This window comes from Brevibacillus sp. FSL K6-6036, assembly GCF_037964015.1.
Lineage (GTDB): Bacteria > Bacillota > Bacilli > Brevibacillales > Brevibacillaceae > Brevibacillus > Brevibacillus borstelensis.
The window spans coordinates 1636482-1649969 of record NZ_CP150173.1; the positions used below are offsets into that span (position 1 = coordinate 1636482).

Here is a 13488-nt window from a genome sequence, read left to right on the forward strand (position 1 = left end):
CTGGAGGGAGGAACCGCGATGGAAAAACATCTGCTAACGATTGACAACCTGAAAGTGAACTTTAAGACATACGGCGGCGAAGTACAAGCTGTTCGTGGCGTATCCTTCCATGTGGACAAAGGGGAGACGCTGGCGATCGTCGGCGAGAGCGGCTGCGGAAAAAGCGTAACCGCCCAGGCGATCATGGGCCTGATTCCCAATCCTCCGGGCCGGATCGTGGACGGTAATATCGTCTTTGAGGGAAGCGACATCACCCATCTGACGAAAAAAGAGTGGATGCAAATCCGCGGCTCCAAGATCGGGATGGTGTTCCAGGACCCGATGACTGCGCTCAATCCGACGATGAAGGTCGGAACGCAAATCGTCGAAGGATTTATCCGCAACCATCAGGTAACCCGCGAGGAAGCGCAGAAACGCGCGATCGAGATGCTGCGCCTCGTCGGGATTCCCGATCCGGAAAAACGGGTCGACCAGTATCCGCACCAATTCAGCGGCGGGATGCGCCAGCGTGTCGTCATCGCGATCGCACTGGCGTGCCAGCCCCAGCTTGTCATCGCAGACGAGCCGACGACAGCGCTGGACGTGACGATTCAGGCGCAAATTCTCGACCTGCTGCGGCGTCTGCAGGAGGAGCAGGAGCTCTCTGTCGTCATCATTACCCATGATCTGGGCGTCGTGTCTGAAATCGCTCACCGCATGGTCGTCATGTACGCAGGGATCGTTGTAGAGACGGGAACCGTTGAAGACGTGTTTGCCGCGCCACGCCACCCGTATACATGGGGCCTGATGCGTTCTCTGCCGCGAATTGACGGAGAGGAAAAGCAGCGGCTTGTCCCGATCGACGGAACGCCGCCGGACTTGTTCAACCCGCCGAAGGGCTGTCCTTTTGCAGCCCGCTGCGATTACGCCATGGAAATCTGCAATCAGCAAATGCCCGAGATCAGCACGTTCGAGCCGGGACATCAGGCTGCCTGCTGGCTGCATGATCCGCGTGCGCCGCGTATCGAGGAATTGGTTGCAGCAGGGAGGCAGGGAGAATGAAAGACAACTTGGTAGAAGTAAACAACCTGAAGAAACACTTTCATATCGGAAACGGCCAGCTTTTGAAGGCGGTCGACGGCGTGACATTTTCCATCAGGCAGGGCGAGACGCTCGGCCTGGTGGGAGAGAGCGGCTGCGGAAAGTCGACATTGGGGCGGACGATCATCCGTCTTTACGAAAATACGGACGGAGAAGTGCTGTACAAAGGAAAGAACGTCCATCGCCTGAAAGGGAAGGAAGCGGGCCAGTTCAACCGGGATGTACAGATGATCTTCCAGGACCCGCAGGCGAGTCTGAATCCGCGGATGACGGTGGAGGACATTATTGCAGAGGGACTGGACATCCACGGCCTCGCCAGGGGAATGCGCCGGGAGCGCGTTACCGAGCTGCTGCAGCTCGTCGGCCTGAGAAAGGAACACGCTTCCCGTTTTCCGCATGAATTCAGCGGCGGTCAGCGGCAGCGGATCGGCATCGCCAGGGCGCTTGCGGTGGAGCCTGAATTTATCATTGCGGACGAGCCGATTTCCGCCCTGGACGTTTCGATTCAGGCGCAGGTGGTCAATCTGCTGGAGGATTTGCAGGCGGAGCGCGGGCTTACTTATCTGTTCATTGCCCATGATCTGTCGATGGTGAAGCATATCTCGACGCGCATCGGCGTCATGTATTTGGGGAAAATGGTAGAGCTTGCAACCAGCAACGAATTGTACAAGCTGCCGCTGCATCCGTATACGCAGGCGCTGCTCTCCTCGGTGCCGGTGCCAGACCCGACCGTCAAGCGGGAGAGAATTATTTTGCAGGGAGACCTGCCAAGTCCGGCCAACCGCCCGAGCGGCTGCGGTTTCCGTACCCGCTGTCCGAAGGCGACCGAGCGCTGCGCGCTGGAAGAGCCTGTCTGGAAAGAAGCGGAGGCAGGCCACTGGGTAGCCTGCCACCTTTACGACTGATAGAGATAGAAGCAAGTCAGCACAACCGAAAACATCAGCAGGGCAGCCCCCGCCCATAATGACAGAGACGTGCAGATTCGGATCAGCGTCTCTGTCTTTTTTTGCAATACCGGGTCTTTTTCCTGAAACCAATCACTTTCCATGATTCTGGGCCGCTTGAAAAAAAGCAGCTTTACTTGCTTGAAGCCTTGGAGGAAGACAGTAAAAAAGCCGGAGCGAAGCACCAGAGAGATGCTGCCGAGAAGCAAGAAGAACAGTCCCGCCAGAAAGCTTTGGTTGATCAGCCCCAGGAGCGTCTGCGAAGAGAAGAGGAAGCCTGCGGCGAGTGCGAGCAGCAGCACCGCGGGGAGCAGGTATGTAAGCCGTTTGCCCATGGTGTGATCCACGTCCTTTGTACAGTGAGGTTGAACGGATTCATTTTTCCATAATCCTATGATAACGTATTTTTCCGCTCTCTTGTGTCTAAACCTTTGGAAGCTTAGGAAACTTGTAAAAGCCTTTCATCAATATGATAGGCGGCGAGTGTGGAGGGCCAAACAAATATCCCCGTGCCGCAAGCTCCGGCCGGGGATATTTTGATGAAGCAGCTTTTGGATAGGCTTTGGTTTCTACAGGTTTCCTTGTCAAAATGGCTGCCAGCGAAGATTTCTCGCTTGTTGAAACCGCTCCTCGACATAGGGCCAGTTGACCAGCTTCCACCAGTTTTCCACGTAGTGGGCCCGGTCGTTCTTGTACCGCAAGAAATAGGAATGCTCCCAGACATCGAGGACGAGCAGCGGGATGACATCCCATTGTGACAGATTCTGATGCTTTTCGGCCTGCAAAATCTCCAGGTGCTGTGCACGCGGGGACCAGACGAGAATGGCCCAGCCCGGACCCTCTACTTTTTCGGCGGCCTGGGAGAAATGGGCTTGAAACGCGGCGAATGAGCCAAAATCGCGGGCGAGCTGTCGCGCAAGATCTCCTGTCGGCTCGCCGCCGCCCTCCGGACTCATTACGTTCCAAAAAATCGTATGGAGGTAATGTCCGGCTCCGTTGAAGGCCAGCTCCCGTTCCCAGTGACGGACGAGCTCAAAGTCGTTTCTGGCGCGAGCTTCCGCAAGCTTACTCTCCGCCTTGTTGAGATCCTCTACGTACTTGCGATGCAGCTTGTCGTGATGGATGCGCATCGTCTCGGCATCGATATACGGCTCCAGTGCATCGTAGGCATAGGGAATCGGGGGCAATGTATGCTTGCCTATAGGTACAGGGCGAGCGATGGGTATCGGTGCCGGTTGGCGAGCAGGCGGATAGACCGACTGGCTGACTTCGGGCTCCTGTTTTTCGCGGTCCTGGATCAGACGCAGGAACTGGTGGAATTGCTGCTGTACAGCTTCTGCCTGTTGCATAAGTGCAGGAATGGCTGTTGCGGATTCCTCATTTTTAAGTGAATTCGCACTGCGGCCTATTTGGCTAAAGGCTTCTTCAAATTTGTGCATATGCCTTTCCAGTTCGCGATTGAAGCGATGCTGGCGGCGGAGATGCTCAATCCATTGAATGCCCCACTGGCTCCAGTTGGACAGGTGTCGGGTATGCTCCTGCAATGGTTTTCCTCCTCGCTTGCAATCTCATCTACAAGGTATGACAGAAGCCCAGCGGATGTGCGGCATTCGCGGAGTACATGGTAAATATCCAGCGCATATGGTAGTAGCGAAAATAAAAGGAAGTGGTATGCTATTAGGTATGGACAACACAACAGGGGAGACACACCGATGAGCGACCATGAATCCATTGCAATCATTGATTCCGGAGTGGGGGGGCTGACTGTTGCCAAAGAAGTCATGCGGCAGTTGCCCGGTGAATCCATTCTCTATTTCGGCGATAATGCCCGCTGTCCTTATGGGTCCAGGACGCCGGAAGAAATACGTGCCTACAGTTTTCAGATGATTGAGTTTGTCTCGAAGTTTCCGATCAAGGCGCTCGTCATTGCCTGCAACACAGCGACAGCGGTGGTGCTGGAAGAAGCGAGGAGAAGGCTTCCGTTGCCGGTCATTGGGGTAATCGAGCCGGGGGCAAGGGCAGCGATCAGCGTAACGAAAACAGACCGGATTGGGGTGATCGGAACAGAAACCACGATCCGCACCAAAGCATATGAGCAGGCTGTCAAGCGATTGAGACCCGATTCATGTGTAGTCGGACTTGCTTGTCCTGCCTTCGTGCCTCTGGTGGAGACGCATTGTCAGCATTCAGAGGAAGCGCAAAAAGAGGTGGAGCGGACCCTTGAGCCGTTGCAGGGTCTCGAACTGGACACCTTGATTCTCGGGTGCACGCACTATCCGCTGCTTGCGCCATTGATTCAGAAAGCCGTCGGATCGGGGGTTGCCCTCATCAGCTCGGCGGAGGAAACGGCACGCGAGGTAAGCCGGTTGCTGGGAGACGTCACGAACGGTTTGGCGCGGGGAAAAGAGCGACCTGCAGATCCTCCCAGACACTGCTTTTACACGAGCGGAAATGCGCTTTCCTTCCAGCGAATAGCGGAAGAATGGCTGGGCTTTCCGGTACAGGTTGAAAGCAGGTCGCTGGAAAAGCTGTATCAATCCTGAGTCGGCAAATAAACGCAGGAGGTTCTTTTTCGTCAGTCATTCTCTGATTGACGCGAAAGAACCTTCCTTTTTGCGGACAAACAACGCATAAACCCAAGCCATGCTCGTATACATGTTAGTACAAAGTGTCTGGAGGAGGCTGGATAACATGGAAATACGACGCATCGGCAAAATGACGGCCGTGATCGGGGTTAGCGCCCTGCTGCTTTCAGGGTGCGGATTGTTTGGGCCGGAAAAGGAAGCGACCAGCATCGACCCGCCCCCGTTGTCGGAAGTGGCGGTGGAGACGCCAGGTACCCAAACCCCCGCAGACGCTGCAGCCGGAGAGACAGTGGCGGCAACACAGGAATCGGTCGACCGAACCGTTTATCTGCTTGATAATAATGGATACGTCGTACCTGTATCGTTGACGCTGCCAAAGGTGGAAGGCATGGCAAAGCAGGTACTGACCTACATGGTGAAAGGCGGTCCGGTAGAGAGCATGCTGCCCAGCGGTTTTTCGGCCGTCCTGCCAAAAGGGACAGAGGTAAAGGGGCTTGTCATCAAGGAAGGTGTGGCTACGGTCGACTTTTCCAAGGAGTTTAAGAAGTACGACGAAAAGCAGGAAAAAAAGATTGTCGATGCGGTGACGCGGGCACTCACTGAGTTTGGCAACGTAAAATCGGTACAGATCTGGGTAAACGGCACGCCGCTCTCGGAAATGCCGGCAAGCAATACGCCAACCACGTACCTCGACCGCAATCAGGGAGTCAACGTGGAGCTCGGAGAGGGGGCGGTACCCGGGAAAACGTCCTCGGTCACCGTCTATTTTCAGGGGCAGCTCGATGACAAACGGACGTATTTTGTACCGGTGACGAGGCTGGTGCCAGAAACAGAGAACCTTGCCAAAGCAGCTGTAGAGGAATTGATCAAGGGACCAAAAGAAGGCTCGCCTCTTTTCAGCTCGCTGCTGCAGACGACCCGCGTTCTCGATGTTCGCCAGGAAAACGGGCTGGTCACTGTCAATCTGAGCGATGATATCCTGAAATACGATGACGGCAGGGAAGCGAGTCCGGAGGCTTTGGAATCGCTGGTGTTGTCGCTTTCCGACAGTACGGGAGCGAAAAATGTTCAGCTCATGGTGGAAGGCAAGCCGCTCAAGAGCGGAAGCTTTGATTTCAGCAAGCCGGTCAGCCGGTCCGTTCACATCAACCCGATCCAATATTAAGGAAGGATATCATTCCACGCCTCTGGTCCCGGCGTGGTTTTGCTTTTCCGAAAGTCGGCCGGCAAACTTTCAACGCACCTGGCGCAAGTCAAACCCCGTGCAGAGTGGCAAGTGGTTTTGTCTCTCTGGTATAATGGGCGGAGTTGATGAAAGTACACTAGGAGGAACATGGAATGAGAAATGATGGCCGCACCCATGACCAACTGCGTCCTGTTAAGATTACGCGGAATTACATCAAGCACGCGGAAGGTTCTTGCCTGATCGAGGTGGGAGACACCAAAGTAATCTGCACGGCGACGCTGGAGGACCGCGTTCCGCCGTTCATGCGCGGTGGCGGCAAAGGATGGATTACAGCCGAATACGCCATGCTCCCCCGGGCTACGGAATCACGCAATGCCCGAGAGTCTTCCAAAGGGAAAGTGGCAGGGCGAACCATGGAAATCCAGCGTCTGATCGGTCGGGCACTGCGGTCTGTCGTTCAACTGGAAGCGATGGGTGAACGTACGATCTGGCTGGACTGCGACGTAATCCAGGCGGACGGAGGCACCCGGACAGCGTCGATTACCGGAGCCTACGTGGCGATGGTAGAAGCAATGTCAAAGCTCGTCGAAAACGGTACGTGGAAACAGTACCCGCTGACTGATTTTCTTGCAGCGACATCTGTCGGAATTATCGACGGGGAAGTCTTGCTTGATCTGAACTACAAGGAAGACTCGACAGCGACGGTCGATATGAACATCGTGATGACCGGGGAAGGAAAATTCGTCGAGCTGCAAGGCACCGGGGAAGAGGCTCCTTTTTCCGTAGAACAGCTGCAGGAGGTGCTTGCACTGGCGAAAAAGGGCATTGACCAGCTATTTGCCGCTCAAAGGGAGGCCTTGTCCGAGCTGACGCTCTCTTTTGAGAACAAAGGCGAAGGCGATCAGGAGAAAGAGGCGGAGGAAAATCATGTCTGAACCGAAAAAAGTCGTACTCGCTACGCGGAACAAAGGAAAAGTGAAGGAGTTTAACAAGCTCTTTGCAGAATTGGGATGGGAAGGAATCAGCCTGGATGCGTTCGAAGGCGTTCCGGAAGTGGTGGAGGACGGCGATACGTTTGAAGCCAACGCACTGAAAAAAGCTGTAACCATTTCTACATACTTGAACATGCCGGCAGTCGGTGACGATTCCGGTCTGGAGGTAGATGCGCTGGGCGGCCGTCCCGGCGTCTACTCCGCCCGGTACTCCGGCGAGAATGCGTCTGATGAAGCCAACTGGCGAAAACTGCTGGGCGAGCTGGCTGACGTGCCGGACGAGCAGAGGACGGCGAGATTTCGCTGCGTACTCGCCCTCGTGGAGCCGGGACGGGAGCCGGTAGTGGCAGCGGGCTCCTGCGAGGGTGTGATCGCCCGCGAACCAAAAGGCACCAACGGCTTCGGCTACGACCCGGTTTTTTATCTGCCGCAGCAAAAGAAAATGATGGCCGAGCTGACATCCGAGGAAAAAAATCAGATCAGCCACCGCGCCATGGCCATGCAGAATTTGCTGACGACCTTAAAGTCCGGCGAGTAATTCAGTGTACGCAAGGAGAGTGAGGAAAAGTGAGCATTCTCATCCTGAGCGATACCCATGGACTGGTCCGTGAAGTAAAGGAAGTAGTCGAAAGACACAAGGCGGAGATGGTCTTTCACTGCGGCGATTACTGCGTCGACCATCAGCGCGAGCCGTTTTCGGGCATGAAGCTGGTCAAGGGAAATTGCGATTTCCCTTCGGACGTGCCGACAGAGAGGAAGACCTCCTGGAAGGGACTTACGATCCTCCAGACACATGGACATCTGTTTGGCGTGAAAAGCTCGCTGCTGCGCCTTCATTACCGAGCAGAGGAAACAGGGGCGAACGTAGTGCTGTTCGGTCATTCCCACGTGCCGGGATGCGCAGTTGAGCGCGACATCCTTTTTTTGAATCCGGGGAGCCTGCAGCTTCCGCGGGGGTATGATGTCCCGACGTATGCGATTTTGAAAAAAGTCGAGCAAAAAGAGTCGGCCGTGGTCGTTCAGGTAACCTACTACGACCACAAGGGCAAGGTAGCTCCGAAGCTGGGGGGAACTTTTTCCCTGCGGAGCTGACTTCTTGAAAAATGGAGAATATGTGCTATACTTGAATGGTTATAATGGCTAGAATTGCACCGCCCTGTCATCACGGTCCTTGCCAGACCCGACAGGCGTGTTTCTCTTGAATCAATCTAGGAGGGGAAGTTTACGTGGCAGCAAAATGGGAAAAGTTAGAGAATAACCAGGGAGTCCTGACGGTAGAAGTAGACGCTACGCAAGTAGATGCAGCACTTGACCAGGCGTTCAAAAAAGTTTCAAAAAAGGTTAATGTACCAGGCTTCCGCAAGGGAAAAGTACCGCGCAAAATGTTCGAAGCGCGTTTTGGCGTGGAATCTCTCTATCAGGATGCGCTTGATATCATTCTTCCAACCGCTTACGGACAAGCTGTTCGCGAAACGGGCATCGAGCCTGTGGACCGTCCGGAAGTAGACGTAGAACAAATGGAAAAAGGCAAAAGCCTGATCTTCAAGGCGACAGTTACTGTTAAGCCGGAAGTAAAACTGGGCGAATACAAAAACCTGACCATCGAGCCGAAAGAGTTCGCGGTAACTGACGAGGATGTAGACGCTGAACTGAAGCGCATGCAAGAGCGTCACGCCGAGCTGGTTGCTGTAGAAGAAGGCCAAGCTCAAAACGGCGATGTCGTAATGATCGACTTCGAAGGCTTCCAGGATGGAGTGGCATTTGAAGGCGGCAAAGCGGAAGACTATTCTCTGGAGCTCGGTTCCGGAACGTTCATCGCTGGTTTTGAAGAGCAGGTTGTCGGCATGAACATCGGCGAGGAAAAAGAGATCACCGTAACATTTCCGGAAGAGTACCACTCTCCGAACCTGGCTGGCAAAGAAGCTGTTTTCAAAGTGAAGCTGAACAGCCTGAAGCGCAAAAACCTGCCGGCATTGGACGACGAGTTTGCCAAGGACGTAAGCGAGTTCGATACATTGGACGAACTGAAAGCAGACTCCAAGAAAAAGCTGGAAGAGAAAGCTGCACAGGACAAGGAACAATACGTGCGCGAGCAGCTCGTTCTGAAAGCGGCTGAAAACGCTGAAATCGATATTCCAGAAGTCATGATCGAACACGAACTGGATCAAATGGTCAATGAGTTCGGACAACGCCTGCAATTCCAAGGTCTGACTCTGGATCTGTACTACCAATTCTCCGGCATGGATGAAAGCCAACTGCGTGATCAACTGCGCGCTGACGCTACTTCCCGTGTTCGCACTTCTCTGGTGCTGGAAGCAATCGGAAAAGCAGAAAACATCGAAGTCAGTGAAGAGGATGTAACTGCTGAGTTGGAAAAACTGTCTGGCGTTTACGGCCGTCCAGCTGACGAGCTTCGCAAAATTTTCACTGCGCAAGACGGACTGGCTGCACTGTACCGTGATGTGCAAACTCGCAAAACAGTCGATTTCCTGGTTGCAGAAAGCAAAGTTAGTGCATAATCTTAGGAAGACCGCATGATCGTTCGGGGGCGAATTTTCGTTCCCGAACCTTCGATACCAAGGCACGATACCCTCGTGCCTTGTTTTTCACCATCGCGTTTCTTTTTTGTATCCGTCCCGCCGTACAAGCGGGAAATGCTTCATCTGCAGCCGGCCGGCGGCCAAAAAACCGCCAGGGTAAGCTGCAATACCTCTTTTGCTGACAGAGGAGGAAATACATATGTTAATTCCAATGGTAATCGAACAGACCAATCGGGGAGAACGCGCATACGATATTTATTCGCGGCTCCTGAAGGACCGGATTATTTTTCTCGGCAGTGAAATTGACGATGAAGTGGCCAATGTCGTAGTCGCACAATTGCTTTTCTTGCAAGCAGAGGATCCGGAAAAAGACATCAGTCTCTACATAAACTCTCCAGGCGGTTCCGTGACTGCGGGACTTGCCATTTACGACACGATGCAATTTATCAAGCCCGATGTCTCCACTATTTGCGTCGGTATGGCTGCAAGCATGGGAGCCGTGCTTCTGACAGCCGGCGCAAAGGGAAAACGCTTCGCCCTGCCCAACAGTGAAGTGATGATTCACCAGCCACTGGGCGGAGTCCGCGGTCAAGCAGAGGACATTCGGATTCATACCGAATGGATTTTGAAAACAAAGAAGCAGCTGACCCAGATTTTGGCGGACCGGTCCGGTCAGCCTTATGAGCGCGTGGAAAAAGATAGCGATCGTGACAACTTTATGAGCGCAGAGGAAGCCAAAGCCTACGGATTGATCGATGCCATTATTGAACGGAAAAACTGACCCGGTGTGAGGTGATACGCGCATGTTTAAGTTTAATGATGATAAAGGACAGCTGAAATGCTCGTTCTGCGGAAAATCCCAGGAGCAGGTAAGGAAGCTCGTTGCTGGACCTGGCGTTTACATTTGTGATGAGTGCATCGAGCTGTGCAATGAAATCGTTCAGGAAGAGCTGGGTACCGAAGAAGAAATCGACATGAAAGAAATTCCGAAGCCGATGGAAATTCGCAACATCCTCGACGATTATGTGATCGGGCAGGACATGGCGAAAAAATCTCTCTCGGTTGCGGTTTACAACCACTATAAACGGATCAATTCCGGTGCCAAGATCGAGGATGTGGAGCTGCAAAAATCCAACATCCTGCTGATCGGACCGACGGGCAGCGGTAAAACGCTGCTGGCCCAAACACTGGCGCGGATTTTAAATGTTCCGTTTGCCATCGCTGATGCGACATCGCTGACCGAAGCGGGTTATGTGGGCGAAGATGTGGAAAACATTCTTCTGAAACTGATTCAGGCGGCAGATTACGATGTGGAAAAGGCCGAAAAAGGCATAATCTACATTGATGAGATCGATAAAGTCGCACGCAAATCGGAAAATCCGTCGATTACCCGCGACGTATCCGGTGAAGGTGTACAGCAGGCCCTGCTGAAGATTCTGGAAGGAACGGTTGCAAGTGTTCCGCCACAAGGCGGCCGCAAGCATCCGCATCAAGAGTTCATCCAGATCGATACCTCCAATATCCTGTTCATCTGCGGCGGTGCGTTTGACGGTGTTGAACAGATTATCAAGCGCCGTCTGGGCAAAAAAGTAATCGGCTTTGGCACAGATATGAACGAAGGCGTAAAAGGCGACCTCAAGCAAGGCGAGTACCTGAAGTACGTCTTGCCGGAGGATTTGTTGAAGTTTGGCTTGATCCCGGAATTCGTCGGCCGTCTGCCGGTTCTTGCCACGCTCGAACCGCTGGATGAAGAGACGCTGGTGAAAATTCTCACCGAGCCGAAAAATGCGTTGGTCAAACAGTTCCAGAAGCTGATGAGCCTTGATAACGTCGAGCTGGAGTTCGATGCAGGGGCATTGAGCCAGATCGCCAAGGAAGCGATCAAGCGCAATACGGGTGCGCGCGGACTTCGTGCCATCATCGAGCAGATCATGCTGGATATGATGTACGAGCTGCCGTCTCGTGAAGACGTGAGCAAATGCGTCATCACGGAAGAAACGGTTCGCGATAAAGTGAAGCCCCAGCTTTTGACAAAGGAAGGCCAGGAGCGAAAGCACGAGAGCGCCTGATTCATACTAATGCGCAGAAACCACCTCAACCCGAGGTGGTTTTTTTCGTCGGGGACGGACTTTTTTCTTTTTCACGGCCAAGTCCAGATCTAATCTCCAATCCGGCTTTCTGCATCACGGCAATAGACGGGACCTGCTCGTTTTTGAGTTTATGTCCCGCACTGCGAGGCAATACTACTCATTATAGTTCAAGAGACGCGAACGAAAGGCCGTTCTGGGATAGTAACGCCGACGAGTACGGACAGCCTGCTAAATAGTTGCCAGTGAGCATGGGAGGGACTGCGGATGAACTATACGACACTAGTCATTGCCTGCATTGAAGTGATTGTCGGGATTATCATAGGAACCTACTTTTGGAATTTGCTGCGAACCCAGCGGGCCAACAAGACCTCAACCGAAAAGGAATCGCGCAAAGATCTGGATCAGTTGCGCCGGATGCGCATGATTGCCTTGACCGAGCCGCTGTCAGAAAAAACACGGCCTGCTGCTATGGAAGAAATTGTCGGGCAGGAGGACGGCCTGAGAGCGCTGCGCGCAGCTCTGTGCGGTCCCAATCCGCAGCATGTGATCATTTACGGACCCCCGGGCGTTGGGAAGACGGCTGCTGCGCGGGTAGTATTGGAAGAAGCGAAGAAAAACAAGATGTCGCCTTTCAATTCGGAAGCCAAATTTGTCGAAATAGACGCCACGATTGCCCGTTTTGATGAGAGAGGCATCGCCGACCCGTTGATCGGCTCTGTCCACGATCCCATTTACCAGGGGGCGGGTGCCTTGGGCCAAGCCGGGGTGCCGCAGCCAAAGCCCGGAGCCGTGACCAAAGCGCATGGAGGCATACTGTTTTTGGATGAGATCGGGGAGCTTCACCCCGTTCAGATGAATAAGCTGCTGAAAGTATTGGAAGACCGAAAAGTCATGCTGGAGAGTGCCTACTACAGCGAAGAAAACACGCAGATTCCTTCGCATATACACGAAGTATTCAAGTACGGGCTCCCGGCTGATTTTCGCCTGGTCGGAGCAACGACGAGGATGCCGGAGGAATTGCCTGCCGCTCTTCGTTCCCGCTGTCTGGAAATCTTTTTCCGTCCGCTCAAACCGGCCGAGATCGGCAGCATCGTTCGTACGGCTGTTTCGAAAATGGACATGACGATGGAGGATGCCGCTGTACATGTGATTGAGCGGTACGCGACCAATGGACGGGAAGCGATCAATACGGTGCAGATCGCCGCAGGGATTGCCTTGACGGAGGAGAGAAAAGTTATACAGTCCTCCGATGTCGAATGGGTCGTTCATAGCAGTCAAAAGTCGCCGAGACAGGAAAAGCAGGTACACTCCACTCCGCAGGTCGGTTTGGTCAACGGTCTGGCCGTCTACGGACCGAATATGGGCAGCGTAATGGAACTGGAAGTAACTGCGACACGTGCAGCGATCGCAGGAAACGGACGCATCACGACGACCGGCCTCGCCGAAGAGGAGGAAATCGGCGGCAGAAGCAGAACGATCAGGCGCAAGTCCATGGCCAAGGGTTCGATCGACAACGTTCTGACAGTGCTGCACCGCTTGGGCATCCACCCTTACAATTACGATCTCCACATCAACTTCCCTGGCGGAGTGCCTGTAGATGGGCCATCTGCTGGTATCGCGATTACGACAGCCATCTATTCTGCGATCAAGGAAATTCCGGTAGATAATCTGCTGGCGATGACGGGGGAAGTCAGCATTCACGGAAAGGTGAAGCCTGTCGGCGGAGTAGTGGCCAAGGTGGAGGCTGCCCGCGCAGCAGGAGCGACGCGTGTGTTTATCCCGGAAGAGAACTGGCAAAGCCTGTTTTCCGACATGAAGGGGATCGAAGTCATTCCTGTTTCAACTGTGCAGCAGGTTTTGGAGCTGGCCTTTAAGGATCATGCCGAGCCGGAGGTTGAAAGTGCCGGATTTACGCTGCAGCTGCCTGCAGAAGACCTGGCGTCCTCGCCACTCTCCTTGTAAAGAAGGATCGCACCTTGAAATTAGACATCGGAATGTGTTTGCGCTACAATGGTAAGAAGCTTCGACTTTCTCCAAAAGAAGGGAGAAAGCAGCGTGTCTTGGTGACCAA

At 53.8% G+C, this 13488-nt stretch carries 13 protein-coding genes; 11 read left to right on the top strand and 2 right to left on the bottom strand.

The annotated features are described in order from the left end of the window. Positions 1–18: 18 nt before the first annotated feature. Together NST37_RS08180 and NST37_RS08185 are read left to right on the top strand one after the other, a co-directional pair. On the top strand, positions 19–1041 hold the full coding sequence (locus NST37_RS08180; protein ID WP_339186555.1) for an ABC transporter ATP-binding protein: 1023 nt from the start codon (positions 19–21) through the stop codon (positions 1039–1041). Next, positions 1038–1985, top strand: coding sequence for an oligopeptide/dipeptide ABC transporter ATP-binding protein (locus NST37_RS08185; RefSeq protein ID WP_031932345.1), 948 nt, complete (start codon positions 1038–1040; stop codon positions 1983–1985). The genes NST37_RS08180 and NST37_RS08185 overlap by 4 nt, the downstream gene beginning before the upstream one ends. Here NST37_RS08185 and NST37_RS08190 read toward each other — a convergent pair. Both NST37_RS08190 and NST37_RS08195 read right to left on the bottom strand, forming a co-directional pair. After that, positions 1976–2359, bottom strand: coding sequence for a DUF3899 domain-containing protein (locus NST37_RS08190; protein WP_339186557.1), 384 nt, complete (start codon positions 2357–2359; stop codon positions 1976–1978). The two genes, NST37_RS08185 and NST37_RS08190, sit on opposite strands and share 10 nt — an antisense overlap. Before the next feature lie 249 nt (positions 2360–2608). Beyond that, positions 2609–3568, bottom strand: a complete 960-nt coding sequence (locus tag NST37_RS08195; RefSeq protein WP_339186559.1) for a superoxide dismutase — start codon at positions 3566–3568, stop codon at positions 2609–2611. 168 nt (positions 3569–3736) lie between these two features. On the opposite strand from NST37_RS08195, the gene racE reads away from it, so the two are divergent. The 9 genes from racE (at position 3737) to lonB (ending at position 13379) form a co-directional block, all read left to right on the top strand. After that, entirely contained in the window at positions 3737–4567 is an 831-nt protein-coding gene (racE, locus tag NST37_RS08200; RefSeq protein ID WP_243014758.1) for a glutamate racemase, read from the top strand. Between the two features lie 148 nt (positions 4568–4715). Beyond that, positions 4716–5774, top strand: a complete 1059-nt coding sequence (locus NST37_RS08205) for a GerMN domain-containing protein (RefSeq protein ID WP_003387674.1) — start codon at positions 4716–4718, stop codon at positions 5772–5774. 173 nt (positions 5775–5947) lie between these two features. Further along, positions 5948–6730 (top strand): ribonuclease PH, encoded by a 783-nt coding sequence (gene rph / locus NST37_RS08210; RefSeq protein ID WP_339186561.1) that lies wholly within the window; start codon positions 5948–5950, stop codon positions 6728–6730. Beyond that, positions 6723–7325 carry an XTP/dITP diphosphatase gene (locus tag NST37_RS08215; protein WP_024984471.1) on the top strand — a complete coding sequence of 201 codons (603 nt, stop codon included), beginning with the start codon at positions 6723–6725 and terminating at the stop codon, positions 7323–7325. The genes rph and NST37_RS08215 overlap by 8 nt, the downstream gene beginning before the upstream one ends. A 29-nt stretch (positions 7326–7354) precedes the next feature. After that, positions 7355–7879 carry a metallophosphoesterase gene (locus NST37_RS08220; RefSeq protein ID WP_003387671.1) on the top strand — a complete coding sequence of 175 codons (525 nt, stop codon included), beginning with the start codon at positions 7355–7357 and terminating at the stop codon, positions 7877–7879. 134 nt (positions 7880–8013) lie between these two features. Beyond that, entirely contained in the window at positions 8014–9306 is a 1293-nt protein-coding gene (tig, locus tag NST37_RS08225) for a trigger factor (RefSeq protein WP_003387669.1), read from the top strand. A gap of 220 nt (positions 9307–9526) precedes the next feature. After that, on the top strand, positions 9527–10108 hold the full coding sequence (clpP, locus tag NST37_RS08230; protein WP_003387668.1) for an ATP-dependent Clp endopeptidase proteolytic subunit ClpP: 582 nt from the start codon (positions 9527–9529) through the stop codon (positions 10106–10108). 22 nt (positions 10109–10130) lie between these two features. Then, on the top strand, positions 10131–11396 hold the full coding sequence (gene clpX, locus NST37_RS08235) for an ATP-dependent protease ATP-binding subunit ClpX (RefSeq protein WP_003387667.1): 1266 nt from the start codon (positions 10131–10133) through the stop codon (positions 11394–11396). A gap of 285 nt (positions 11397–11681) precedes the next feature. Continuing rightward, positions 11682–13379, top strand: coding sequence for an ATP-dependent protease LonB (lonB, locus tag NST37_RS08240; RefSeq protein WP_003387666.1), 1698 nt, complete (start codon positions 11682–11684; stop codon positions 13377–13379). Positions 13380–13488: the final 109 nt, after the last annotated feature.